Raw genomic sequence first — 24,493 nt, 5'->3', positions numbered from 1 at the left:
ACCCGGGCGGGGCCCCGCGGTGGTGCCCCCACCCCCCGGGGGCGCGGGCGGGGGGGGACCGGTTCCTTACCCGGGGGGGGCCCCCCGGGGGGGGCCCCCCCCCCCCCGGGGGGGGGGGGGGGGGCCCCGGGGCCCCCCCGCCTCCAGTCCGTCACCGGCTCACGTGACGTCGCGTCAGGTCGCTTCGGCGTCGAACGGTGCGGCCTCGCCGACGGCGAGCGGCACCACGGGTGCCGTCGCGCGCACCTTCGACGCGGTCACCTGGGCGGTCTGCACCGCAGCGGCGCTGCTGCCGGAGTCGAGCAGCGCATCACGGATGATCCGGCGCGGGTCGTACTGCCGCGGGTCGAGCTTCTGCCAGTCGACCTCGTCGAACTCGGGGCCCATCTCGTCGCGCATCCGGTCCTTCGCGGTGTCGGCGAAGCGACGGACGGCCTTGACGAACTCGGCGAGCTTCTGGGCGTACTGCGGGAGTCGCTGCGGACCGAGCAGGAGGACGCCGATGATCCCGATCACCAGGAACTTCTCGAAGCCGTCGAACACGGTACGAGCGTAACCCGTCCACACCCCGGAGCACCCGTAGAGTTGTCACCCGAACGGAGTGTGCGTGTCAGAGAAAGAGTCGAACTGGAAGTTCGCCGAGGACATCGTCTCGGAGTCCGAGGTGATCGCCCGAGCCAGGGAGCACTCCCTCGAACTCGGGGTCGAGGCGATCTCCCCCGCCATCGGCGCACAGATCGGGGTCGTCGCGGCCGCCTCGCGCGCCACGAGCATGATCGAGATCGGCACCGGCCTGGGGGTGTCCGGGCTGTACCTGCTCGGCGGCGCACCGTCCGCCACGCTCACCACGATCGACATCGAGGTCGACCACCAGCAGTACGCCCGTGACGCGTACATCGCCGCGGGCACCGCCCCCGCCCGGATCCGACTCATCCCGGGCCGGGCGAACCAGGTGCTGCCGCGCATGAACGAGGCCTCGTACGACATCGTCCTCGTCGACGCCGACCCGGAGCACGTCATCGAGTACGTGGAGCACGGACTGCGGCTCGCTCGGCTCGGCGGGACCGTCCTCGTGCCGCACGCGCTCTGGCGGGGCCGGGTGGCCGACCCGGTGAAGCGTGACCGGGCGACGACCGACTTCCGGCTGCTGCTCACCGAGGTGTCGACGTCGGGAGCGGTCATCAGCGCGCTCTCCCCCGCCGGAGACGGACTGCTGCAGATGACGAAGGTGTCCGCTTAGTCGGTGTCGTCTCGGTCGGAGCCGTCGTGCCCGAGGTGGCGCAGGTAGCGCTCCGGGGAGTCGAGGAACGACCGCTGGTGCCGGACGAGGTCGAGGTCGGCCCACTCCGTGCGCCGCAGGCCCCACTCGCCGACCTCGTGGATCGTCGCGCCGGGGAAGGCTGCGAGCACCGGTGAGTGCGTCGACATGAGCACCTGCCCGACACCGCTCTCGACGATCGACTGCAGCAGACCGATGAGCGCCAGGCAGCCGGAGAACGACAGCGCGGACTCGGGTTCGTCGAGGATCCACAACCCGGGCCACCGCGCACGGTCGATCACGAAGTCGAGGAATGACTCGCCGTGGCTGCGCTCGTGGAAGACCGGCTCGGGCCGGGACAGGTTCGGGTGTTCCTCGAGGTAGGTGAAGAACCCGTGCATGGTCTCCGCCCGGAGGAAGAACCCGCCGCGGGGCGCCCCGAAGTCGCGGCGGATGGCGATGTGTTCGCACAGGTCGGACTCGGAGGCGCGGGTCGAGTGCTGCGATCCGGTGCCGCCGCCCTCCGGCCCCATGCCGAACTGCAGCGCGATGGCCTCGACGATGGTGGACTTGCCGACGCCGTTCTCCCCGACGAACACCGTGACGGGGTCGAGGTCGAGCCCCTCGTCGAGGAGCTGCCGGACGGGGGCGAGGGTGGCGGGCCAGACGTCGCGGGGCATCGGGTCGGGGTCGCAGTACTCCTCGACGCGACGGATCGGCAGGTGGGTCCTCGGCACGGAGCCCATCCTGCCGTGCCACGCCGACATCGGCGCCGGGCGGGACGGACGGAGGGCGGGCGGACGGACGGAGGGCCCGGAGCGTACGCGCTCCGGGCCCTCCGTTCTGGTGCGTCGACGTACTAGGCCGAGACGACCTCGGCGAGTGCGTCGTGGAGTTCCTTGGCCTCGGCATCGTTGACCGAGACGACCAGGCGGCCTCCACCTTCGAGCGGAACCCGCACGATGATGAGTCGACCCTCCTTAACAGCCTCCATCGGCCCGTCACCGGTCCTCGGCTTCATGGCTGCCATCAGATGTCCCCTTTCGTGCAGTACATGCACCCCCATTATCTCGTATCGATGGGGGAACTGCGAAACCGCCCAGGTTGGGGGTCGTGGATCGCGACGTTCTCGCGGTTCCGAGTGGTCACCTTGGCGTGTGCCGTACATCCGCTCCAAGCGCCGTCAACCGCTCGACCCCGCCGTCGAGGCCGTCCCCGTCGGCGTGCGCGTCGCGGGGGCGTTCTCGTGGCGGATGCTCGTCGTCGTCGCCGCCCTCGCCGTCGTCGTGGCACTCGTGGTCCTGCTGCAGGACATCGTGGTGCCGTTCCTGATCGGCCTCATCGTGTGCGCCCTGCTCGCGCCGTTCTCGCTGTTCCTGCAGCGCCACCGCTGGCCGAAGTGGCTCGCGGTGCTGTCGTGCTTCCTCGCCGTCGTGATCGTCATCGGCGTCCTCGCGCTGGTCGTCACGGCGCAGATCCGGTACGACCTGCCGTCGCTCGAGCACCGTCTCGACCACAACGTGCAGTCCCTGCAGAGCCTGCTGGCCACCGAGCCGTTCGGCATCACGGCGTCGCAGGTCACGAAGTGGCTGTCCGACGGCACGAAGTTCCTGCAGACCCACGCGTCGTCGATCGCCTCAGGTGCGGCCGAGGCCGGGAGCGGGCTCGTGCACCTGCTCGAGGGCCTCTTCATCGTGGTGTTCACGACGATCTTCGTGCTCGTCGACGGCCCGCGCATCTGGTCGTGGGTGGTGCGGCTCTTCCCCCGCCGGGCGCGCGGTCGCATCGACGTCGCCGGGCACGCCGGCTGGAAGACGCTGACGAGCTTCATCCGCGTCCAGCTCGTCGTCGCGGTGACGGACGCGCTCGGCATCGTGATCGGCGCCCTCGCGCTGCAGGTGCCGCTCGCGATCCCGATCGGCGTCATCGTGTTCTTCGGCGCCTTCGTGCCGGTGGTCGGCGCGATCGTCGCGGGCGTCGTCGCGGTGCTCGTCGCGCTCGTGTTCAACGGCTGGGTGCCCGCGCTGGTCATGCTCGGCATCGTGATCGCCGTGCAGCAGCTCGAGAGCCACGTCCTGCACCCGTTCCTCACCGGCTCGGCCGTGCGCGTGCACCCGCTCGGTGTCGTGCTCGGCGTCACCGCGGGCACGACGATCGCCGGCGTCGTCGGGGCGTTCTTCGCGGTGCCGTTCATCGCGACCGCGAACGCGATGATCCACGCGGCGGCGTCAGCCGACCCCGAGGCGGTGGCGCGGGGCGCCGAGGACCGCGAGGCCGACGTCGATCACGGCGGGGTCCAGTCGTAGCCGTCGATCCACCAGCAGTAGTACATCCACACCCACTGCAGCGCGATGCAGACCACCACGACCGCCACCCGGTACACCCGTGACCGCGGCAGCGCGACGATCCCGAGCAGCGGGGCGATCGGCAGCAGGATGCGCCAGGTGCTCGACTGCGGGAAGAACACGGCCAGCAGGTACACCAGGTAGGCGACGCCCCAGAGCCGCAGCTCGAGCCCGATCCGCCGCGCGGCCGGCAGGGCCACGAACGCGGCGAACCCGACCACCACGACGGCGAGCAGGATCGCGCCGGCCGGCTGCCCGAACCACCACCCGAAGCCCTGCACCCACGGCGCGAACGGGACGAGTTCCCGCCACCCGATGTACGACGACCGCCACGCCAGTTCGGTGTCCGTGTACGCCCGGGGCACCCCGGTCACCGCCCAGGCGATCGCCGGCCACGCCAGCCCGACGATCCCGGACACGACCGCGACCACCGCGGGTGGGACGAACCGCTGCACGGTGAGCGGCGACGACGCGCGGACCCACGACGGGCGGACGAACCACGCGGCGAGGAACAGCACGATCAGCAGCGCGAAGGCCAGCCCGGTGGGCCGGGTCATCCCGAGCAGCAGGACGACCGGGAGCATTGACCACCAGCGGCGGTCCAGCATCAGCAGCAGCGCGACGAGGAGCAGGAACAGGCCCATCGACTCGGCGTACGCGACCTGGAACATCGCCGAGACGGGTGCGACGCAGAACAGCACGGTCGCGAAGGTCGCCCGCGCCGGGTCGAGGAACCGACCCATCAGCCGCCGGAACACGAGCGCCGCTCCCCAGCCGAACAGGAGCGACACGGAGACGGCGACGAACTCGAAGGACGCGCCCGTCAGCGCCATCAGGCCCCGCACCAGGAAGGGGTAGGCGGGCATGAACGCCCACGCGTTCTCGGTCACGTGTCCCGTGGCGTCGATCGGCAGCGTCGAGGGGTACCCGGACGCGGCGATCACCCGGTACCAGGCACCGTCCCAGATCGACGAGAACGACAGCAGGCCGGGGTGCTGCACCGTGAAGGAGTTCGCCGCCTGCACGCTCGCGAACGCGGCGAGCATCGTGCCCGTGACGATCCGCGCGAGCACGTACACGACCGTGATCCGCAGCCACCACGGCACGACCCGGTAGCGGGCGTGCCACCGGGCGCGGGCAGGGCTCAGCCGGGTGGACCCGGCCGTGGTCAGGCCGTCAGCCACCGACGCAGACCGTGCTCGACCGCGGTGATCTGGTCGACGGGGACCTGCTCGTCGTCGTGGTGGGCGAAGACCGGCTCGCCGGGCCCGTAGTTGACCGCGGGGACGCCGAGCGCCGAGAAGCGTGCGACGTCGGTCCACCCGTACTTCGGGCGGGGCGCGGGACCGCCGACCGCGGCGACGAAGTCCTGCGCCAGCGGGGCGTCGAGTCCGGGTCGGGCACCGGCGGCGAGGTCGACGATCTGCACGTCGTAGCCGTCGAAGAGCTCGCGGATGTGGGCGACGGCCTCGTCCGCGCTGCGCGACGGGGCGAAGCGGTAGTTGACGTGCACCATCACCTCGTCGGGGATGACGTTGCCGGCGATGCCGCCCGTGATGCCGACGGCGTTGAGGCCTTCGCGGTAGTCGAGTCCGTCGACCGTGACGGTGCGCGGTTCGTAGGCGGCGAGCGTGGCCAGGATCGGCGCGGCCTTGTGGATCGCGTTGTCGCCGATCCAGCTCCGGGCGCTGTGCGAGCGCTTGCCGTACGCGCGGACCTCGGCGCGGAGGTTGCCGTTGCACCCGCCCTCGATCTGCGCGCCGGAGGGCTCGCCGAGGATCGCGAAGTCGCCCGTGAGGAGCTCGGGACGCGTCCGTGCCAGGCGTCCGAGGCCGTTCAGCGCGTCGCTCACCTCTTCGTGGTCGTAGAAGACCCAGGTGACGTCGACGTTCGGCTCGGCGAGGTCGTACGCGAGCTTGAGCTGGACCGCGCAACCCGCCTTCATGTCCACCGTGCCCCGGCCCCAGAGGATCTCGGTGCCGTCCTCGGCCGTCCGGAACTCGGTCGGCAGGTTCCCGTTGAGCGGCACGGTGTCGATGTGTCCCGCGATGACCACGCGGCGGTCACGACCGAGGTTCGTCCGTGCCACGATCGCGTCGCCGTCGCGGATCACCTCGAGGTGGGGCAGCGGCGTCAGGGCGGCCTCGATCGCGTCGGCGAGCGGCCCTTCGTCGCCGGACACCGACTCGATGTCGCAGATGGCACGGGTGATGTCGATGGACGAGGCGGTGAGGTCGAGCGGCTCCGGCATGCGGGAAGCCTACCGGCCGACCCTTGCAGCCCGGCGGAGCCGTCCGGACGGACGGGTGGCCCCTCCCCTCGCTGGGTACCCTGGTCCGGTGACCGACACGACCGCTGCCACCGCCCGCCCGACCCACGCCTGGGGCCACGGCCTCGCGACGATCGCCGCCGACGGCACGACGCTCGACACCTGGTACCCGGAGACGTTCGTCGGCGCGCTGCCCGCCGACGCCGTGTTCCCCGCCGACCTGCGCGCACACGTCGGCGACGACCCGCGCCGCGGTGTCACGATCGAGGCGGTCACGACCGAGGTCACGATCGACGCCGCACCCGCGAGCACGCCGGACGCGTACCTCCGCCTGCACCTCCTCAGCCACCTGCACGTGGCGCCGAACGAGGTCAACCTCGACGGTGTCTTCGCACACCTGCCGATCGTCGCGTGGACGAACGCGGGCCCGGTGCACCCCGACGACCTGACCCGCCTCCGCCCCGGCCTGCAGCGCGCCGGGATCGCCGTGCACGCGATCGACAAGTTCCCCCGGCTGGTCGACTACGTCGTGCCGGACCGCGTGCGCATCGCCGACGCGAACCGGGTCCGGCTCGGCGCCCACCTCGCTCCCGGCACGACGGTGATGCACGAGGGCTTCGTGAACTTCAACGCCGGCACCCTCGGCGACGCGATGATCGAGGGCCGTGTCTCGCAAGGCGTCGTCGTCGGGAACGGCACGGACATCGGCGGCGGTGCCTCCATCATGGGCACGCTGTCCGGCGGCGGCACCCACCGCGTCTCCCTCGGGGAGCGCGCGCTGCTCGGTGCGAACGCCGGTCTCGGCATCTCGCTCGGCGACGACTCGGTGGTCGAGGCCGGGCTGTACGTGACGGCCGGCACGAAGGTCGTCCTCGTCGGCGCGGCCCCGAACCCGGACGGCACCCCGAAGACGGTCAAGGCCGCCGAGCTCTCCGGGACGCCCAACATCCTGTTCCGCCGCAACTCGGTCTCCGGCGCGGTGGAGGCACTGCAGCGCCAGGGGCAGGGCATCCAGCTCAACACCGCGCTGCACGCGTAGGCGGTCCGTCCGTGGGGGGAACGGTCGACGGACCGCACGGCCCGGTGCCGGTCCGCCGGTACGCCGCGCGTCGGGGCACGACGTCGGCCACGACGCTCGTGTGGTTGCACGGGGGTGGGTTCTTCCGCGGCAGCCTCGACCTGCCGGAAGCGCACGTCGTCGCCGGCACTCTCGCCGACCGGGGGCTCGACGTCGTCACGGTCGGGTACCGCCTCGCTCCCCTGCCCGGGTTGCCCGTCGTCGGACGCCGAGGACCCCGTGGTCGACGCCGTCACCCGGTGCCGAACGACGAGGTCCGCGCCGTGCTCGAGGTCGTCCGCGGCGAGGCCGACGGTCCGGTCCTCCTCGGCGGGGCGAGTGCCGGCGCGTGCCTCGCAGCAGCCGTGACGCGGAGGCTGCCGGACGACGCACGGCCGGACGGGCTCGTCCTCGCGTACGGGTTCTTCCACGCCCGCACCCCGCGCGACGCGGCAGTCCTCCGATCGGTCCGCGGGCACCGGCGGCTCACCCACCACCCGGCACTGCTCGACCGGGCGAACCGGAACCACGTCGGCCGCGCAGACGACACCGCCACCGCGTTCCCCGGAGGCGCGGACCTTGAGGGCTTCCCCCGCACGCTCATGGTGGACGCCGAGCACGACACGATGCGGGCCTCGGGCGACCGGTTCGCCGACGAGCTGCGCGGCGCCGGGGTCGCGGTCGAACGGCACGTGCTCCCGGCAGCGCGCCACGCCTTCCTCAACCGGCCGGGGTCGCCGGACTCGGACCGGGCGCTCGACCTCGTCACCGCCTGGGCGGCGCGCTCGTCCGGCGCCTGAGCGGCGCGGGCGGGCACGCGGAGGAGCCGGCCGTGCGACGGACGGGAGGCGCGGTGCCGGCCCGCACCGTGCCTCCCGTCCGTCGATCCGTCGCGTCCACCGCCCCGCGCGTGGCCGCGCGCCGCGTCAGCGTGCGGGCAGGTCGCGCTCCGGGTGCCCGACGTAGAGCTGCTGCGGGCGCCCGATCTTGTTCAGCGGGTCGTTGTTCAGCTCGCGCCACTGCGCGATCCACCCGGGCAGACGCCCGATGGCGAACAGCACCGTGAACATCCGCGGCGGGAAGCCCATCGCCTTGTAGATGATGCCCGTGTAGAAGTCGACGTTCGGGTAGAGCTTCCGGCTGACGAAGTACTCGTCCTCGAGCGCGATGCCCTCGAGCTCCATGGCGATGTCGAGCAGGTCGTCCTGCACGCCCAGCGCCTCGAGCACCTCGTGCGCGGACTCCTTCACGAGCTTCGCCCGCGGGTCGTAGTTCTTGTAGACGCGGTGCCCGAAGCCCATGAGCTTCACGCCGCGCTCCTTGTTCTTCACCCGCTCGACGAAGCGCGTCACCGGCTCGCCCGAGTCCTTGATCTGCTGGAGCATCTCGAGCACGGCCTCGTTCGCGCCGCCGTGCAGCGGACCGTACAGCGCGTTGATGCCGGCGGAGATCGAGGCGAACATGTTCGCCTTCGTCGACCCGACCATCCGGACCGTGGCGGTGGAGGCGTTCTGCTCGTGGTCCTCGTGCAGGATCAGGAGCCGCTCGAGCGCCTTCGACAGCACCGGGTTCGGCTGGTAGGTCTCGGCCATGGTGCCGAAGTTCAGGCGCAGGAAGTTGTCGACGAAGGACAGCGAGTTGTCCGGGTAGAGGAACGCCTGCCCGATGGACTTCTTGTGCGCGTACGCGGCGATCACCGGCAGCTTCGCGAGGAGCCGGACGGTCTGCAGCTCGACCTTCTCGGGGTCGTCGACGTCCATGTCGTCCTCGTAGTAGGTCGACAGGGCGCTGACGGCGCTGGAGAGGACGGACATCGGGTGCGCCGAGTGCGGCAGGGCGTCGAACAGACGACGGAGGTCCTCGTGCAGCAGCGTGTGGCGCCGGATCCGGGCGTCGAACGACTCGAGCTCGGCGGGCGTCGGCAGCTCGCCGTAGATGAGGAGCCAGGCGACCTCGAGGAAGGTCAGGTTCGACGCGACCTGGTCGATCGGGTAGCCGCGGTACCGCAGGATGCCCTGGTCACCGTCGATGTAGGTGATGGCGCTCTTCGTCGACCCGGTGTTCACGAACCCGTAGTCGAGCGTGTTCATCCCGGTCTGCTTCTTGAACGTCGAGATGTCGATGGTGGACGCACCGTCGACGCTCGGCAGGATCGGGAACTCCGCCGTGCCGCCCGGGTACGTCAGCGTCGCGGTCGCCGCGGTCTGCTCGGCGGCGGGACTCACGGGGACGGGCGTGGTGGGCGGTGTGGCCGTCTTCTGAGCGTCATTGGCAGTGTCAGTCACGGTGACAGCCTAATCGCGCCCACTGTCGGTCGTGCACACATCGAGCCTCAGGACTTGGTGGGAACCACGGATTGCGCCGAGCGCGAAAGGCTCAGGCGGACGCCAGACGACGCCCGCTCGCCAGTCGCTGCGCGGCTGCGGCGATGCGCTCGTCGGTCGCCGTGAGCGCCACACGCACGTGCTCGGCACCCGCTGCGCCGTAGAAGGTCCCCGGTGCGACGAGGATCCCGCGCTCGGCCAGCCAGGCGACGGTGTCGAGCGCGGGCTCGCCGCGGGTGGCCCAGAGGTAGAGGCCCGCCTCGCTGTGGTCGACCCGGAAGCCGGCGCCTTCGAGTGCCCGTCGGAGCATGTTCCGTCGGGCGCGGTACAGCGCCTTCTGCGCCTGCACATGGGTCTCGTCGGCGAGGGCGACGATCATCGCTTCCTGCACCGGGAGCGGCGGCATCATGCCCGTGTGCTTGCGGACCGCGAGCACCTCGGCGAGGACCTGCGCGTCACCGGCGACGAAGGCCGCCCGGTAGCCGGCGAGGTTCGACTGCTTCGAGAGCGAGTAGACGCTGAGCACCCCGTCCACCGAGTCGCCCACGACCCGGGGGTCGAGGATCGTCGGGGTCGGTGCGGTGTCGTACGGCGGTTCCCACCCGAGTTCGGCGTAGCACTCGTCGCCGACGATGACGGCGCCGAGCTCCCGCGCCCGCTCGACCGCGGCGCGCAGCTCGTCGATCGACAGGACGCGGCCGTCGGGGTTGCCCGGGGAGTTCAGCCAGACGAGCTTCGTGGTGGACGGCCAGGCGGCCGGGTCGTCCGACGCGAGGGCGTCGGCGCCGACCAGGGCCGCACCGAGCTCGTACGTCGGGTACGCCGCGGCCGGGAACACCACCGTGTCGCCGCGGCCGATGCCGAGCCAGAGCGCGAGCCCGGCGATGAACTCCTTCGACCCGATGGTCGGGAGGACCTGGTCCGGCGTGAGGGTCACGCCCTGGCGCCGGCCGTACCAGTCCGCGATCGCCTCGCGCAGGGCCGGGGTGCCGGCGACCTGCGGGTAGGCGTGCGCGTCGGTCGCCTCGGCCAGCGCCGTGCGGACGACGGCGGGCGTCGGGTCGACGGGCGAGCCGACGCTGAGGTCGACGATGCCGCCCTCGACCGCCGCGGCCTGCTGCTTGAACGGGACGAGCTGGTCCCAGGGGAAGTCGGGGAGGTCGAGCGCCACGGGTCGGATCCGGTTCAGCCGCGCGGCGGTTCGGCCATGACGACCGGGTGGTCCTTGTGGATCACACCGACCTTCGCGGCACCGCCGGGGGAACCGACCTCTTCGAAGAACTCGACGTTGGCCTTGTAGTAGTCGGCCCACTCGTCGGGGAGGTCGTCCTCGTAGTAGATCGCCTCGACCGGGCACACCGGCTCGCACGCACCGCAGTCGACGCACTCGTCGGGGTGGATGTACAGCGACCGGTCACCCTCGTAGATGCAGTCGACCGGGCATTCGTCGATGCAGGCGCGGTCCTTGACGTCGACACAGGGCTGGGCGATCACGTACGTCACGGTTGGGGTGCTCCCTTCGGACTGAGCAGATCGAGTCTACCCGCGCGACCCGGCCGCACCTGACCGCCCGGCGGACGGACCGTCAGGCCCGGTCGGCCGTCCCCGACCGCCCGGCGGCCGACGCCCGGATGCCGGACAGGTCGGGCCACGCGAGCACGAGCGCCGTGACGGCCGCCGGCCCGAACGTCCACACGTAGCCCGCGACGTTGGCGAGCACGAGCGGGGAGCTCTGCCCGCCCACCGACGACAGCACCTGCGTCGCGGCGATGATCCCGATGCCGACCGCCGCGACCATCGCCCGCGACCGGTACAGCAGCCGGATGCCGACCGTGAGCCCGATCACGATCAACGAGGTGAGCACGATGCCGACCGGGACGCCTCCGAGGGTCTGCTGGTGCGTGACCGTGCCGAGTCCCCCGGCGACGAGTCCGAGCACGAGGGCGACCACGACGGCGGTGACCTTCCCCTGCCGCGAGAACTCGGCGAACGTCTGCGGCGCCTGCGGGACCCGGTCGGCGTCGTGACGGAACGCCTCGACCGCCGGCGCCTGGTGCCGGGCACCGTGCGGCATGACCCACGACAGCGCGGTCGGGTCACGGGGATCGACCGGGTCGACCGTCACCTGGGACCGGTACTGCTCGACGGCCGCCCGGACCTTCGCCCGCACCGGCACGACGTCGACGGTCAGGTCGGCCTGCCCGGAGTCGGGGTCCACGATCATCGAGAACGGGAGTTCCTCGGCACGGGCGGCGTACCGCGCGGCGTGGTGGACCCGCACGTGGTCGGGGTGGCCGTAGCCGCCGTCGTCGGCGTAGCTCACCACCGCGTCCGCGCCGGTGGACCGGATCGCGGCGCGGATGTCGTCGACGACCTCGCCGAGGTCCGCCGCGGTCAGCGAGTCCGCCGGGGCGTCCCCGGCGGCGACGGCGCGTCCGTCGGGGCCCCACTGCATGCCGGAGTCGGTGTAGCGGCGCTCGGGCAGGTCCGTCGGACGCGCACCCGGCCCGCCGAGCCAGAGGTGCGCCGGCCCCCCGAGTGCGGCGAGGGCGGCGGCGATCTCGGTCTCGCGGTGCGCGGCGACCCGCGGACCGTCGCCGAAGAGCGGCGCGAGCTCGGGCGTCAGCATCTCGCCGCGCTCGCCACGGGTGGCGGTGAGCACGGTCACCTCGGCGCCGAGCTCGAGCAGGGTGGCGATCGTCCCGCCCGACGAGAGCGTCTCGTCGTCGGGGTGGGCGTGCACGAACAGGACGCGCTCGGGGCGGGTTGCGGGGGCCTTCGACATCGGGTCCAAGCGTACCCAGCGGTGGCTAGCGGGGCGTCACGATGTAGGTCGCGGTCACGCCGTCGCTGCCGTCGGAGAAGGTCAGGACCACCCGGTAGCCGTCGCTCCGGAACATCCCGAAGGCGCTGGACGAGTCCGCGCGCTTCGCCGACTCGGTGAACCCGGCGTCGGTGAGCTGCTGCGCGGCGGCCTGGAAGTCGTCGACCGAGGCGGCACGGACCTGTGCCACCCACCCGGATCCGTTCGGCCCGCTCCCGCCGCCGAGCACGGTGCCGTCGACGAGCGGGACGTCCTTCGTCGGGAAGCCGTCGGGGACCTTGCCGTCCGAGGTCACGTTCGCGCCCTTGAGCGCGGTGTCGAGTGCGCCGTCGATGCCGCCGGCGACCGAGGCCATGCCGTCCTGGACGGCCTTGCCGTCGATGCCCTGCACACCCTCGGCGACGCTCGACGCGACCGACGAGCCGAGGTCGGTGGCCTGCTTCACGGCGTCGGACGAGCAGCCGGCCAGTCCGGCGAGGGCGATGCCGGCGGCGACGGCGGCGATCAGGGTGCGGGTCGGGGTGCGCATGCCCAGCACCCTAGGGGGCGAGACGGGAGGCGCGGCGTGAGTCCCCTGGGAACGTCACGTGCGTGGCGGGGTCGCGCCGCGCCTCCTGGCTCGGTCCTGCGGGTCCGCCCGCGTCAGGCGACGTACGCGCGCGTCGCCGCCACGAGGGCGTCGACGCCCACCGGGATCGCCGTCTCGGCCTGCGGCGCGTAGAAGGGCGAGTGGTTGCTCGGGATGTCCTCGCCGCGACGGAACAGCTCCGGGTCGGTGATGCCGGTGAACCAGTACACGAGCGGTGCTCCGGCCGCAGTGGCGAGCTGGCCGACGTCCTCGGACGCCATCGCCAGGCCGATCTCGAGGTCGCGGGCTCCGGGGACCTCGGCGCGGATCGCGTCGAGCACGGTCTGGGCGGCCTCGGCGTCGTTCACGGTGACCTCGGCACCCGGCGACCGCACGATCGTCGGCTCGGGAAGCCCACCGGCCTCGCTCTCGGCGCGGACGATGCGCTCGATCGAGGCGATGATCCGCTCGCGGGTCTCCTCGTTGCGGGCCCGCGTCGAGATCTCGATGACGGCCTGGTCGGGGATGATGTTCGCGCGGGTGCCGGCGTGGAAGCTGCCGACCGTGACGACCCCGGCGTCGCTCGGCGAGACCTCGCGCGAGACCACGGTCTGCAGGCGCACGACGGCCGACGCGGCCGTGACGACCGGGTCGAGCGAGGCCTGCGGGGCGGAACCGTGCGCGCCGCGGCCGTTGAACGTGACCGTCAGCCGGTCGCTCGACGCCATCACGGGGCCGCTGCCGACCGCGACGATGCCGACCGGCGCCGGCGCGGAGTGCTGTCCGAGGACGACGTCGGGCGTCGGGAAGCGCTCGACGAGCCCGTCCTCGACCATGGCGCGGGCGCCGGAGATGACCTCTTCCGCCGGCTGGAAGACACCGACGACCGTGCCGTGCCAGTCGCCCGTGGTGGCGGCGAGGCGCTCGAGGGTCCCGAGCAGCCACGTCACGTGGATGTCGTGGCCGCAGGCGTGCATCGTCGGGACGTCGTTGCCGTCCTCGTCGGTGCCGTGGTGCTCGCTGGCGTAGGGCAGGCCGGTGCGCTCCTGGACCGGCAGCCCGTCCATGTCGGCGCGGAGCCAGACGACGGGCCCCTCGCCGTTCGACAGGACGCCCACGACACCGGTGCCGCCGACGCCCGTGGTGACCTCGATCCCGCCGATCTCCGCGAGCCGGTCGGCGACGATGCCCGCCGTGCGGTGCTCCTGGAAGCCGAGCTCGGGGTGGGCGTGGAGGTCCTGGTACAGCGAGAGGAGGTCGAGAGTCACGCGCACCACGGTACATCCGACGACGGCCCGGCCACCTCGAACGAGGTGACCGGGCCGTCGGAGGGAGGCCGTGCCTCCTGGATGGACCGCTGCTTACGCGTCCTGACGCTTCAGACGGGCGTACGCACGCTGGCGGGCCTGCGCGTCGAGCTCGACCTTGCGGATGCGCACGGCGTCGGGGGTGACCTCGACGCACTCGTCCTCACGCGCGAACTCGAGGCACTCCTCGAGCGACAGCTGGCGCGACGGCGTCATCGACTCGAAGGTGTCAGCGTTCGCCGAACGCATGTTCGTGAGCTTCTTCTCCTTCGTGATGTTGACGTCCATGTCGTCGGCGCGCGAGTTCTCGCCGATGACCATGCCCTCGTAGACCTCTTCGGTGGGGTTGACGAAGAACGTCATCCGCTCCTGGAGGTTCGTGATGGCGAACGGCGTGACGACACCGGAGCGGTCGGACACGATCGACCCGTTGATGCGGGTCTGGATCGGGCCGGCCCACTCGTCGTAACCGTGCGAGATCGCGTTGGCGATGCCGGTGCCGCGGGTCTCGGTGAGGAACGACGTGCGGAAGCCGATCAGGCCGCGCGACGGGACGATGAACTCCATGCGCACCCAGCCGGTGCCGTGGTTCGTCATGTTCTCCATGCGGCCCTTGCGGGCGGCCATGAGCTGCGTGATCGCGCCGAGGTACTCCTCCGGCGTGTCGATCGTCATGTGCTCGTAGGGCTCCTGGAGCTTGCCGTTCTCGTCACGCTTGGTGACGACCTGCGGCTTGCCGACCGTGAGCTCGAAGCCCTCGCGACGCATCTGCTCGACGAGGATGGCCAGCGCGAGCTCGCCGCGGCCCTGGACCTCCCACGCGTCGGGGCGACCGATGTCGAGGACCTTGAGCGAGACGTTGCCGATGAGCTCGCGGTCGAGGCGCTCCTTGACCATGCGGGCGGTGAGCTTGTGGCCCTTGACCTTGCCGACGAGCGGGCTGGTGTTCGTGCCGATCGTCATCGAGATCGCCGGGTCGTCGACCGTGATGGTCGGCAGCGGACGGACGTCCTCGGGGTCGGTCAGGGTCTCACCGATGGTGATCGTGTCGAAGCCGGCGACGGCGACGATGTCACCGGGGCCCGCCGACTCGGCCGGGTAGCGCTCGAGCGCCTTGGTGACGAGGAGCTCGGTGATGCGGGCGTTGACGACGCTGCCGTCGTGCTTGACCCACGCGACCGTCTGGCCCTTCTTCATGGTGCCGTGGAAGATGCGCAGGAGCGCGAGGCGACCGAGGAACGGCGACGCGTCGAGGTTCGTGACGTGCGCCTGCAGCGGGTGCTCGTCGTCGTACTTCGGGGCGGGGACGTGCTGGAGGATCGCCTCGAAGAGGGGCTCGAGGTCGTCGTTGTCCGGCAGCGAGCCGTCGGCCGGCTTGTTGCGGCTGGCGGCACCCGCGCGACCTGAGGCGTAGACCACGGGGACGTCGAGGATCGCGTCGAGGTCGAGGTCGTCGACCTCGTCCGACAGGTCGGAGGCGAGCCCGAGCAGGAGGTCCTGCGACTCGGACACGACCTCGTCGATGCGGGAGTCCGGGCGGTCCGTCTTGTTGACGAGCAGGATCACCGGGAGCTTCGCGGCGAGCGCCTTGCGGAGCACGAAGCGGGTCTGGGGCAGCGGACCCTCTGATGCGTCGACGAGGAGCACGACGCCGTCGACCATGGAGAGGCCGCGCTCGACCTCACCACCGAAGTCGGCGTGACCCGGGGTGTCGATGACGTTGATCGTGATGGGGCCGTCCGCGCCGAACTCGGTCGCGTGCTTGCCGTTGTAGAGCACCGACGTGTTCTTCGCGAGGATCGTGATGCCCTTCTCGCGCTCGAGGTCGTTCGAGTCCATCATGCGGTCTTCGCCCTCGAAGTGGGCGTCGAACGAGTTGGTCTGCGTGAGCATCGCGTCGACGAGGGTGGTCTTGCCGTGGTCGACGTGTGCCACGATGGCGACGTTGCGCAGGTCGGACCGGGTGGCGAGCGCCATACAGGACATCCTTTGGTGTTCGGAAGAAGATCGGGCGGCCGACTGTGGCGCTCGCGCCGCGGTGGCACTGCCCGGAGGTGGGCAGAACGCCCGACACGCCAGTCTACCGGTAGTTCGCAACCGAGAGGAGTACCCCCGATGAGCCGTCGGCGAACGTGGATCGAGATCACGATCGTGCTGATGCTCTCGCTCGGCGGCAGCGCGCTGTACTCGGTGCTGCAGATCATCGACGACCTGTCGCAGACGACGCCGCTCGGGCAGCAGTCCACGGCGCTCAACACCTCGACCACGACCGTGCAGTACGTCGACCTCGCCCGGCAGCTCGTGGGCATCGCGGTCGACCTCGCGCCGGTCGCGCTCGTCTGCTTCCTGCTCTGGAGCACCACCCGCCCGCACCTCGGTCGACTCGGCATCGACCGGTTCCGCGTGCGGCCCGACCTCGGCGGCGCGGCGCTCATCGCCCTCGGCATCGGGATCCCCGGGCTCGCGCTGTACTTCACCGGGCGGGCGCTCGGGTTCACCGTGAACGTGAACCCGGCGGCGCTCGACTCGTACTGGTGGACGATCCCCGTGCTGCTGCTCTCGGCGATCCGCTCCGGGCTGCAGGAGGAGGTGATCGTCGTCGGGTACCTCTACGAACGGCTGGGCGGCCTCGGGTGGGGGCGCTGGCAGGTCATCCTGTCCACGGCGGTCCTGCGCGGGAGCTACCACCTCTACCAGGGGTTCGGCGCGTTCGTCGGGAACGCCGTGATGGGCATCGTGTTCGGCTGGATCTACACGAGGTGGGGCCGGCTCCTCCCCCTCGTCATCACGCACTGCCTGCTCGACGCCGCGGTGTTCGTCGGGTACCCGTGGGTCGCGCACGCGTTCCCGCAGCTCTTCCGCTGACGCTGGTCGCCCGCGGCACGGCCGGCGACCGGCCCGGGCGCCAGCCGCGCCGGCCGCGCGGCATCCCCCCGTTCGGGCGTCGGCGATGCGGCGGACCCGTCCGACCCCGGCCCGACGGACCCACAGCGAACCCACAGCGCGGCGCCGCACCGGACCGTGGTCCCGCACCTACCGTGGCCGCATGAGCATCCCCGAGGTCGGCGATCCCGCACCCGGATTCACCCTGCCCGGCATGATCGTGCGCGACGGCACCCGCACCGACGACGAGTACGCCCTGTCCGCCGAGATCGGCCGGACGCTCGTGCTCGCCTTCTACCCGGGCGACGCCACCCCGGTCTGCACGGCACAGCTCTGCAGCTACCAAGAGGAACTCGACGACTTCGGCGACCTCGGCGCCGTGGTGTGGGGCGTCAGCCCGCAGGCGCTCGACTCGCACGAGGCGTTCGCCCGCGGGTCCTCGCTCACCTTCCCCCTGCTGAGCGACACCGCGGGGGACGTCATCCGCGCGTACGGCGTGCAGGCACCGGGGATCGGGCTCCGGCGGTCCGTGTTCGTGATCGGTCCGGACGGCGTGGTCCGCTGGCGCCACGTGGGGCTCGTCGGGCTCCGGTTCCCCAAGGCGGACGCGATCCGGGCGCAGATCGAGCTCCTCGTGGCGTGACACGGCGTGTCGGTCCCCCGAAGATGCGACGGTCTGGGGTATTGACACCCGAACGGGGGCCGAGGACGATTGACGCCACGAGAGGTCCACACAGGATCTGCCTCCCCGGGGAATCGGGTCGTCCGGAGATACGCGCTGGTGTGTCACACCCGCTCCCCGGGCGTTCCCGGGGAGGCATCTCGTAACCTCTTGGCTCCCCGGGCGTTGCGTGTCACCAAGGGTCGGCAGCCCGTGACCTCTTGGCTCCCCGGGCGTTGCGTGTCACCAAGGGTCGGCATCTCGTGACCTCTTCGCTTGTAACCTCTTCGGCGTGACCACGATCCTCGCCCCCGGCATGCGTCTGCTCGCCGTCGTCCTGTGGGTCGCGGCCGCCGCGCTCGTCCCCCTCGCCCTCCTGAGCGGCGGCACCGCCTGGCTCGCCCCGGTCCCGAGCATCTGCATCGCCTTCATCGCGTGGGCGGTCCTCTGGCGCCCGCGCTTCGAGCTGACCGACGAGCACCTCCGCATCGTCGACGTCCGCCGCACCAGCACCTACACCTGGCGCCGCATCACCGAGGTCCGCACCAAGTACGGCATCGAGATCGTCACGAGCGAGGGCGTCCGCCGCACGTGGCTCGCCACCCGCAGGTCGGCCCGGCTCGCCGCCGTGGTCGACGGTCGTCCAGGAGGCGCGGATCGCCTCGACGTCGACGCTGCGGCCGAGCGCATCCGGGCGTTCGTGCCCGAGCCGCCCGCACAGGACGGCCCGCCTCCGGCGACCGTGACGGCTGCGCCGATCACGCACCGCGTGCACGGGTGGACGATCCTCGCGATCGTGGTCCTCGCGTTCGTCGCGACCCTGGCGGCCGCGCAGCTCTGACCGCCGCGCAGTGGCTCCGTGCCCACAGAGTGTGACACCCCCGACGTCGTGCGACGTCGGGGATGTCGTTTCCGTTCTCCAGCGGAGCGGACTACTCCTTGTAGCCCACGTCCTGCCACTTCACGGAGGACTGCTGGAACTGCGCCGGACCGTAGTTCACGAGGTCCTTGCGCACACCCCAGGCGTAGGGCTCCGGGAACAGCGGGATCGTGCCCGCGACCTTGACGATCTTCTTGTCGATCGCGTCCGCGTCCTCGATGCGCTTGTCGGCGTCGAGTTCGGCGTTCGCCTTGTCCCAGGCGGCACCGAGCGAGTCGTCGGTCACGCCGGTGTAGTTCTGCCCCGCGTCGGCCGGGTAGTAGATCGACTTCAGCGACGACACCGGGAACGGCGTGCCCTGCCAGGCGAAGTACGTGGCGTCGAAGTCACGGCCGTCGGTGGTGACGTACTTCGTGAAGAAGTCGTCGGTCGGGACGGTGTCGATGGTCACCTTGAAGCCGGCGAGCTTCGTCTGCTGCTGCACGAGCTGCGCGACGTTCGCCGAGTTCTGGTTGTCCGACGGGATGACGAAGCGGACGTCGAGCGTCTTGCCGCCCTTGGTCGCGTAGCCGTCCGAGCCGATCGTGTAGCCGGCGTCCTCGAGCTTCTTCTTCGCCTTGTCGGTGCTGTAGCCGTAGACCGAGGAGACGTTGTCCTGGTAGCCCTTCTGGCCGGGCAGGTAGACGAGGTTGTTGAGGACCTGCACCGGGCTCTTCACCGGCGAGAGGATCGCCTGCGCGACGACCTGGCGGTTGATCGCCTGGGCGAACGCCTGGCGGACCTCCTGGTCCTTGAAGACGTCCGACGTGCCGTTCAGGGTGATCTGACGCTGGGTCGTGCCGAGCGAGCGCTCGATCTTCGAGTCCGAGCGGCTGTTCGCGGTCTTGAAGTTGTCCGCGCTGCCGTTCAGGTTGAAGGCGTCGAACTCCTTGTTCGCGTAGGCCTGGGCGACACCGTCGCGGGACACGGTCTTGAAGACGATCGTGTCGAGCTTCGGCGCGTCACCCCACCACTTCGAGTTCTTCTCGAAGGTCACGACGCCGCCGTTGGCGTCGAAGGTCTTGAGGATGTACGGGCCGGCGGAGACGTACGTCTTGCCGTCCGCGGCGAACGGACCCTTCGCCCACGAGTTGTTGAAGTGGTCGGGGGTGTCCACGGCCCAGTAGGGGTAGATCGCGGTGAAGACGCTCGGCCAGTCGGCGTTCGTCTTCGAGAACGTCACGATGACGTCGCGCTCGTCCGAACCCTGCGTGACGGAGTCGACGTCTTCCCAGACGTTGGTGGCGAGCGGGGCGAAGGCCTTGTTCGTGCCGTTCAGCGCCTTCCAGTTCGCCTCGACGTCCTTCTCGGTGATCGGGGTGCCGTCGGACCAGACCGCCTTGGGGTTGATCTTGATCTCGACGGTCTGGGGCGAGTCCTTCGTCAGCTCGATCGAGTCGACGTAGTCCTTGTTCGCCTCCCACTCGCCGTTGGCCTTGAACTGGATGAACCCGGGCAGGTAGGTGCCCGCGATCGTGTTGTCGTCGACCGTCCCGGAGTCGAGGTTCGACAGCTGCCAGTTCGCCGGTGCGGAGTCGATCGGCAGGGTGAGCGAGCCGCCGTCCTTGATCGTGTCGCGGTCGGCGACCGTCCAACCCGTCGACTTCAGCGACGACGTGGCAACGGCCGAGCTGCTCTGTCCGGCGGACCCGCCGCCGGAGCAGCCCGCGAGCACGAGTGCCGCGGCGGCTGCTGTGGCGAGCACGGCCGTCGTCTTGATCCTCATTCGCATGCGAGGATTCCCTTTCGTTGTGGTTCGCGCCGGAGCGCCGGGACGCGACGGCCCCCGCCGCCACGCCTGTTGGTTGAGAACCCTAGTCACATCCGAAGGTCGCACAAGGGCTGCTGTACCGAATCGAAACATGCTCGTAACGAATGTTGCATAGCGTCAACAGGGATCACCCACCCCGGCTCGGAAGCGGCTAGCCTGTCGCCACCGAACAACGCCGTCCGGACGGACGGCCGCACCCCACTGAGGTCCCAGTACATGCTTGCTTTCCTCGCGAAGCGGATCGTCAACTACGTGATCCTGACGATCGTCGCGACGACGCTCGGCTACATCCTCGCCAGCGCGACGCTCAACCCGACGTCCCGGTACCTCGGCAAGAACCCGCCGGTCCCGCAGAGTTCGATCGACGCCGCGCTCCAGAAGCTCGGCGCCGACCCGAACACCCCGCTCCTGGTCCGCACGTGGAACTGGTGGGTGAACCTGGTCACGCACGGCTCGCTGGGCATCAGCGCCCGCGGCACCGAGGTCACGGCCGACATCGTCGCCCGCTCCGGCACGAGCCTGCGGCTGCTGGTGATCGGCACGCTGCTCGGAGCGATCCTCGGCGTCCTGCTCGGCGTCTGGAACGCCGTCAAGCAGTACAAGACGTCCGACCAGGTGTCGACCTACCTGTCGTTCGCGGTGCTCGCGACGCCGCCCTTCGTCATCGCGGTGGTGCTGATGATCCTCGCGACGACCCTGAACGGGGCGGTCGGGACGCAGCTGATCTCGTTCACCGGTGAGTACACCCCGGGGGTGACCGGGTTCTTCCCGGTGCTCGGCGACCGGCTGGTGCACCTGCTCTTACCGACGATCTCGCTGACGGTCGGCGCCGTCGCCTCGTACTCGCGCTACCAGCGCTCCGCGATGCTCGACGTGCTGTCGAACGACTTCATCCGGACGGCGCGCTCGAAGGGCCGGACGCGTGGATCGGCCATCATGCGGCACGGTGTCCGCGTCGCCCTCATCCCGATGTCGACGTTCTTCGCGTACTCGTTCGGCCTCATCCTGACCGGTGCGAGCATCACCGAACTGGTCTTCAGCTGGCACGGCATGGGCGAGTACTTCGTCCAGAGCATCAGCAACAACGACATCAACGCGGCAGCGGGCACGATCCTCTTCACGGCGATCCTCGTGCTCATCGCAGGCACCCTCGCGGACCTGCTCTACGCCGCGCTCGACCCGCGAGTGAGGGTGTGACCCGTGTCTGTTCTCGACCCCACGACCACGACCACCGCCGGCGACCCCGGTGACGGCAACGCCGGGCAGCCGGAGCACGTCGTCGAGGTGAAGGGTGGCCGCACCCCGCTCTGGCGCAAGGTGCTCGGCACCTGGCGTGCCCGCATCGGTGGCGGTGCACTCCTCCTCATCCTGCTCTGGGCCTTCGTCGGTCCGTACCTGTACCACTGGAACGCCGTCGACTCCGACGGGCTCGCCTTCGGCATGCCGCCGAGCGCCTCGCACTGGTTCGGCACGAACGACATCGGCCAGGACATCTACGCCCAGACCCTGGTGGGCCTGCAGAAGTCCCTCCTCATCGGGCTCATCGCCGGTCCCGCCGCGACCCTCATCGCGGGCATCGTCGGTGCGATCGCCGGGTACTTCGGCGGGTTCGTCGACCGGGCGCTCGTGTGGGGCATCGACCTGCTCCTGGTCATCCCGTCGTTCTACGCGCTCGTGCTCCTCAGCCCGCTGTTCAAGAACCTCAGCTGGCTCGCGCTCATCGTCGGCCTGGCGATCTTCGGGTGGATGATCATGGCCCGCGTGATCCGCGGACAGACGATGTCCCTCCGGGAGCGCGACTACGTCAAGGCCGCACGGTTCATGGGCGTCCCGTCGTTCACGATCATCCGGCGGCACATCCTGCCGAACGTGGCCTCGCTGCTCATCATCGACGCCACGCTCGGCGTCGGCGCGATGATCCTCTCCGAGAGCGCCCTGAGCTTCTTCGGCTTCGGCATCCAGGTGCCGGACGTGTCGCTCGGCACCCTGCTCGCCGCCGGCAGCCAGTCCGCGGTCACCCGACCGTGGCTGTTCGTCCTGCCGGCTGCGACGCTCGTCGCCACGGTCCTCTCCACCAGCCTGCTCGGCGACGCCCTGCGCGACGCCATCGACCCCACCTCGGGAGCCAACCGTGACTGAGCCGCTGCTCACCGTCTCCGACCTCGCGGTCACGTTCAACCCGGGCTCCAAGCCCGTGTACGCCGTGCGCGGCGTGGACTACTCCGTCAACCAGGGCGAGTTCCTCGGCATCGTCGGCGAGTCCGGATCGGGCAAGTCGGTGTCCTCGATGGCCGTGATGGGTCTGCTGCCGTCGTCGGCCAAGGTCGAGGGCAGCATCCGGTTCGACGGCCGCGAGCTGCTCGGCCTGAACGACCGCGAGATGTCGAAGCTCCGTGGCGGCGACATCGCGATGGTCTTCCAGGACCCGCTCTCCGCCCTGACGCCCGTGTACACGATCGGCCAGCAGATCGTCGAGGGGCTGCGGCTGCACGACCGGAACCTCACCGCGCACGCCGCCCGGGCCCGTGCCGAGGAACTCCTGCGCGTCGTCGGCATCCCGAACCCCTCGCGGCGGCTCGACGCCTTCCCGCACGAGTTCTCCGGCGGCATGCGGCAGCGCGCCATGATCGCGATCGCCATCGCCAACGACCCGAAGCTGATCATCGCCGACGAGCCGACCACGGCGCTCGACGTGACGATCCAGGCACAGATCCTCGACGTGCTGCAGACCGCCAAGGACATGACCGGTGCCGCCGTCGTCCTCATCACGCACGACCTCGGCGTCGTCGCGGGCAACGCGGACCGGGTCGCCGTGATGTACGCCGGCCGGATCGTCGAGACGGCACCGGTCGAACCCCTCTTCCGCGAGCCGGTCATGCCGTACACGATCGGCCTGCTCCGCTCGATGCCGAACATGGCCTCGGCACGCTCGGAGCGCCTCGTCCCGCTCGACGGCCGCCCGCCGCTGCTCACCCAGAAGCCGACCGGCTGCCCGTTCGCCGACCGCTGCCCCGCGGTCCTCGACGCCTGCCGTGAGGGCGAGCCGGCCCTGATCGCCCCGTCGGTGGCACCGAGCGACGACAACCCGGTCCTGACCGGTGCGACGCCGACCATCACGAACGGCGCCTTCGACGACGAGCACACCGCCGCGTGCATCCGCCGCGACGAGATCGCCGCCGGCACGCTCGCCCGCTCCGAGATCTTCCCGCGCCCCGAGGACGTCCCCGAGTCCGAGATCGACCACGGCGACGACGTGGTGCTGCAGCTCGACGACGTCGTGAAGACCTTCCCGCTGACGAAGGGCGCCCTGTTCCGCCGGCGCATCGGCGAGGTGCACGCGGTCGACGGGATCTCGCTCACGCTGAAGCGCGGACAGGTCCTCGGGCTCGTCGGCGAGTCCGGCTGCGGCAAGACCACGACGATCATGGAGATCCTCGAGCTCGCCGGCGCGCAGCAGGGCACCATCAAGGTCAACGGCGTCGACACCGGCACCCTGTCGAAGTCCGACCGCCGTGCGCTCCGGAGCGACATCCAGGTCGTCTTCCAGGACCCGATGGCCTCCATCGACCCCCGTCTCGACATCGGGTCCGTGATCGGCGAGCCGCTCACGGTGCAGGGCGTGCCGAAGGACGAGATCCGCCGACGCGTGCGGGACTCGCTCGAGCTCGTCGGTCTCGAGCCGAGCTACATCGACCGGTACCCCCACGAGTTCTCCGGCGGCCAGCGACAGCGCATCGGCATCGCCCGCGCGCTCATCGTCGAGCCGAAGATCCTCGTGCTCGACGAGCCGGTGTCGGCGCTGGACGTGTCCGTGCAGGCCGGCGTCATCAACCTGCTCGAGGACCTCAAGCACCGCCTGGGCCTGTCCTACCTGTTCGTCGCGCACGACCTCTCGGTCGTCCGGCACATCGCCGACGACGTCGCGGTCATGTACCTCGGCCGGATCGTCGAGTACGGCGACGGCGACCGCGTGTTCGACGACCCGCAGCACCCCTACACCCGGGCCCTGCTGTCCGCGGTCCCGGTGCCGGACCCGTTCGCCGAGGCCGCCCGCGGACGCATCCTGCTCGACGGCGACCTCCCCTCCCCCACGGAACGGATCGACGGGTGCCGGTTCCGCACCCGTTGCCCGCTGTACCAGCTCCTCGACGAGGACCGGCAGCAGCAGTGCCGTTCGGTGGACCCGCGCCTGCAGGACGTGCACGGACGCGGCGTGGCCTGCATCCAGACCGACCAGAACCACCTGCTCACCGAGCGGGTGTCGGCGACGGTGTGACCGACTGACGTTCCGTGTGACGGACGGGAGG

The 24,493-nt window shown here is 70.8% G+C and carries 23 protein-coding genes; 10 read left to right on the top strand and 13 right to left on the bottom strand.

The genetic code is table 11. From position 1 onward, the window contains the following. Positions 1 to 174: 174 nt before the first annotated feature. Positions 175 to 543 (bottom strand): twin-arginine translocase TatA/TatE family subunit, encoded by a 369-nt coding sequence (locus ACIPKM_RS17335; protein ID WP_070416695.1) that lies wholly within the window; start codon positions 541 to 543, stop codon positions 175 to 177. 64 nt (positions 544 to 607) lie between these two features. On the opposite strand from ACIPKM_RS17335, the gene ACIPKM_RS17330 reads away from it, so the two are divergent. Then, positions 608 to 1,240 (top strand): O-methyltransferase, encoded by a 633-nt coding sequence (locus ACIPKM_RS17330; RefSeq protein WP_070416696.1) that lies wholly within the window; start codon positions 608 to 610, stop codon positions 1,238 to 1,240. Here ACIPKM_RS17330 and ACIPKM_RS17325 read toward each other — a convergent pair. Both ACIPKM_RS17325 and ACIPKM_RS17320 read right to left on the bottom strand, forming a co-directional pair. Further along, entirely contained in the window at positions 1,237 to 1,995 is a 759-nt protein-coding gene (locus ACIPKM_RS17325) for an AAA family ATPase (protein ID WP_402737191.1), read from the bottom strand. The genes ACIPKM_RS17330 and ACIPKM_RS17325 overlap by 4 nt on opposite strands. A 122-nt stretch (positions 1,996 to 2,117) precedes the next feature. Then, complete coding sequence (locus tag ACIPKM_RS17320) at positions 2,118 to 2,288, bottom strand: DUF3117 domain-containing protein (RefSeq protein WP_017887054.1); 171 nt, start codon at positions 2,286 to 2,288, stop codon at positions 2,118 to 2,120. 127 nt (positions 2,289 to 2,415) lie between these two features. On the opposite strand from ACIPKM_RS17320, the gene ACIPKM_RS17315 reads away from it, so the two are divergent. Beyond that, on the top strand, positions 2,416 to 3,564 hold the full coding sequence (locus ACIPKM_RS17315) for an AI-2E family transporter (RefSeq protein WP_070416699.1): 1,149 nt from the start codon (positions 2,416 to 2,418) through the stop codon (positions 3,562 to 3,564). Here the strand turns inward: ACIPKM_RS17315 and ACIPKM_RS17310 are convergent. Both ACIPKM_RS17310 and dapE read right to left on the bottom strand, forming a co-directional pair. After that, positions 3,543 to 4,787: a hypothetical protein gene (locus ACIPKM_RS17310; protein ID WP_402737190.1), complete on the bottom strand. Its 1,245-nt coding sequence runs from the start codon at positions 4,785 to 4,787 to the stop codon at positions 3,543 to 3,545. The two genes, ACIPKM_RS17315 and ACIPKM_RS17310, sit on opposite strands and share 22 nt — an antisense overlap. Further along, positions 4,772 to 5,854, bottom strand: coding sequence for a succinyl-diaminopimelate desuccinylase (gene dapE, locus ACIPKM_RS17305; RefSeq protein WP_402737189.1), 1,083 nt, complete (start codon positions 5,852 to 5,854; stop codon positions 4,772 to 4,774). Before dapE ends, ACIPKM_RS17310 begins: the two co-directional genes overlap by 16 nt. Before the next feature lie 88 nt (positions 5,855 to 5,942). Here dapE and dapD point away from each other — a divergent pair, with 88 nt between their 5' ends. Both dapD and ACIPKM_RS17295 read left to right on the top strand, forming a co-directional pair. Next, positions 5,943 to 6,911, top strand: coding sequence for a 2,3,4,5-tetrahydropyridine-2,6-dicarboxylate N-succinyltransferase (dapD, locus tag ACIPKM_RS17300; protein WP_071294981.1), 969 nt, complete (start codon positions 5,943 to 5,945; stop codon positions 6,909 to 6,911). An 11-nt stretch (positions 6,912 to 6,922) separates the two neighbouring features. Beyond that, on the top strand, positions 6,923 to 7,729 hold the full coding sequence (locus tag ACIPKM_RS17295; protein ID WP_402737188.1) for an alpha/beta hydrolase: 807 nt from the start codon (positions 6,923 to 6,925) through the stop codon (positions 7,727 to 7,729). A gap of 126 nt (positions 7,730 to 7,855) precedes the next feature. Here ACIPKM_RS17295 and ACIPKM_RS17290 read toward each other — a convergent pair whose 3' ends face one another. From ACIPKM_RS17290 to typA, 7 genes are all read right to left on the bottom strand, one after another. Beyond that, entirely contained in the window at positions 7,856 to 9,154 is a 1,299-nt protein-coding gene (locus ACIPKM_RS17290) for a citrate synthase (RefSeq protein WP_083403225.1), read from the bottom strand. Between the two features lie 151 nt (positions 9,155 to 9,305). Next, positions 9,306 to 10,424 (bottom strand): succinyldiaminopimelate transaminase, encoded by a 1,119-nt coding sequence (dapC, locus tag ACIPKM_RS17285; RefSeq protein ID WP_402737187.1) that lies wholly within the window; start codon positions 10,422 to 10,424, stop codon positions 9,306 to 9,308. 14 nt (positions 10,425 to 10,438) lie between these two features. Next, complete coding sequence (fdxA, locus tag ACIPKM_RS17280; protein WP_058728223.1) at positions 10,439 to 10,756, bottom strand: ferredoxin; 318 nt, start codon at positions 10,754 to 10,756, stop codon at positions 10,439 to 10,441. A gap of 82 nt (positions 10,757 to 10,838) precedes the next feature. After that, on the bottom strand, positions 10,839 to 12,038 hold the full coding sequence (locus ACIPKM_RS17275; protein WP_402737186.1) for a PIG-L family deacetylase: 1,200 nt from the start codon (positions 12,036 to 12,038) through the stop codon (positions 10,839 to 10,841). 25 nt (positions 12,039 to 12,063) lie between these two features. Then, positions 12,064 to 12,606: a hypothetical protein gene (locus tag ACIPKM_RS17270; protein ID WP_261646318.1), complete on the bottom strand. Its 543-nt coding sequence runs from the start codon at positions 12,604 to 12,606 to the stop codon at positions 12,064 to 12,066. Between the two features lie 113 nt (positions 12,607 to 12,719). Then, positions 12,720 to 13,913, bottom strand: coding sequence for an amidohydrolase (locus tag ACIPKM_RS17265; RefSeq protein WP_229085184.1), 1,194 nt, complete (start codon positions 13,911 to 13,913; stop codon positions 12,720 to 12,722). A gap of 93 nt (positions 13,914 to 14,006) precedes the next feature. After that, entirely contained in the window at positions 14,007 to 15,929 is a 1,923-nt protein-coding gene (typA, locus tag ACIPKM_RS17260; protein WP_070416707.1) for a translational GTPase TypA, read from the bottom strand. A gap of 138 nt (positions 15,930 to 16,067) precedes the next feature. Between typA and ACIPKM_RS17255 the strand changes: the two genes are divergently transcribed. From ACIPKM_RS17255 to ACIPKM_RS17245, 3 genes are all read left to right on the top strand, one after another. Continuing rightward, positions 16,068 to 16,817, top strand: coding sequence for a CPBP family intramembrane glutamic endopeptidase (locus ACIPKM_RS17255; protein ID WP_071294976.1), 750 nt, complete (start codon positions 16,068 to 16,070; stop codon positions 16,815 to 16,817). A gap of 181 nt (positions 16,818 to 16,998) precedes the next feature. Further along, positions 16,999 to 17,478: a peroxiredoxin gene (locus tag ACIPKM_RS17250; protein ID WP_070416709.1), complete on the top strand. Its 480-nt coding sequence runs from the start codon at positions 16,999 to 17,001 to the stop codon at positions 17,476 to 17,478. A gap of 310 nt (positions 17,479 to 17,788) precedes the next feature. Then, a complete protein-coding gene (locus ACIPKM_RS17245) occupies positions 17,789 to 18,337 on the top strand; it encodes a hypothetical protein (protein WP_402737185.1) in 549 nt (182 codons plus the stop codon). A 91-nt stretch (positions 18,338 to 18,428) separates the two neighbouring features. Here ACIPKM_RS17245 and ACIPKM_RS17240 read toward each other — a convergent pair whose 3' ends face one another. Then, a complete protein-coding gene (locus ACIPKM_RS17240) occupies positions 18,429 to 20,141 on the bottom strand; it encodes an ABC transporter family substrate-binding protein (protein WP_261646322.1) in 1,713 nt (570 codons plus the stop codon). A gap of 261 nt (positions 20,142 to 20,402) precedes the next feature. On the opposite strand from ACIPKM_RS17240, the gene ACIPKM_RS17235 reads away from it, so the two are divergent. Genes ACIPKM_RS17235 through ACIPKM_RS17225 form a run of 3 tightly spaced genes read left to right on the top strand, consistent with a single transcriptional unit; the run spans position 20,403 to position 24,462 of the window. After that, positions 20,403 to 21,383, top strand: a complete 981-nt coding sequence (locus ACIPKM_RS17235) for an ABC transporter permease (protein ID WP_070416712.1) — start codon at positions 20,403 to 20,405, stop codon at positions 21,381 to 21,383. Between the two features lie 3 nt (positions 21,384 to 21,386). Continuing rightward, positions 21,387 to 22,325, top strand: a complete 939-nt coding sequence (locus tag ACIPKM_RS17230; protein ID WP_402737184.1) for an ABC transporter permease — start codon at positions 21,387 to 21,389, stop codon at positions 22,323 to 22,325. Further along, complete coding sequence (locus tag ACIPKM_RS17225; RefSeq protein WP_083403222.1) at positions 22,318 to 24,462, top strand: dipeptide ABC transporter ATP-binding protein; 2,145 nt, start codon at positions 22,318 to 22,320, stop codon at positions 24,460 to 24,462. The genes ACIPKM_RS17230 and ACIPKM_RS17225 overlap by 8 nt, the downstream gene beginning before the upstream one ends. Positions 24,463 to 24,493: the final 31 nt, after the last annotated feature.

The sequence above is a fragment of the Curtobacterium sp. NPDC086286 genome (assembly GCF_044746255.1).
Lineage (GTDB): Bacteria > Actinomycetota > Actinomycetes > Actinomycetales > Microbacteriaceae > Curtobacterium.
This window is presented reverse-complemented; position numbering and strand designations above follow the sequence as displayed.

Coding starts and splice junctions, on each gene's coding strand:
- ACIPKM_RS17320 (WP_017887054.1), bottom strand. CDS start 2,288: ATGGCAGCCATGAAGCCGAGGACCGGTGACGGGCCGATGGAGGCTGTT.
- dapE (WP_402737189.1), bottom strand. CDS start 5,854: ATGCCGGAGCCGCTCGACCTCACCGCCTCGTCCATCGACATCACCCGT.
- ACIPKM_RS17275 (WP_402737186.1), bottom strand. CDS start 12,038: ATGTCGAAGGCCCCCGCAACCCGCCCCGAGCGCGTCCTGTTCGTGCAC.
- ACIPKM_RS17270 (WP_261646318.1), bottom strand. CDS start 12,606: ATGCGCACCCCGACCCGCACCCTGATCGCCGCCGTCGCCGCCGGCATC.
- typA (WP_070416707.1), bottom strand. CDS start 15,929: ATGGCGCTCGCCACCCGGTCCGACCTGCGCAACGTCGCCATCGTGGCA.
- ACIPKM_RS17255 (WP_071294976.1), top strand. CDS start 16,068: ATGAGCCGTCGGCGAACGTGGATCGAGATCACGATCGTGCTGATGCTC.
- ACIPKM_RS17250 (WP_070416709.1), top strand. CDS start 16,999: ATGAGCATCCCCGAGGTCGGCGATCCCGCACCCGGATTCACCCTGCCC.
- ACIPKM_RS17240 (WP_261646322.1), bottom strand. CDS start 20,141: ATGAGGATCAAGACGACGGCCGTGCTCGCCACAGCAGCCGCCGCGGCA.
- ACIPKM_RS17235 (WP_070416712.1), top strand. CDS start 20,403: ATGCTTGCTTTCCTCGCGAAGCGGATCGTCAACTACGTGATCCTGACG.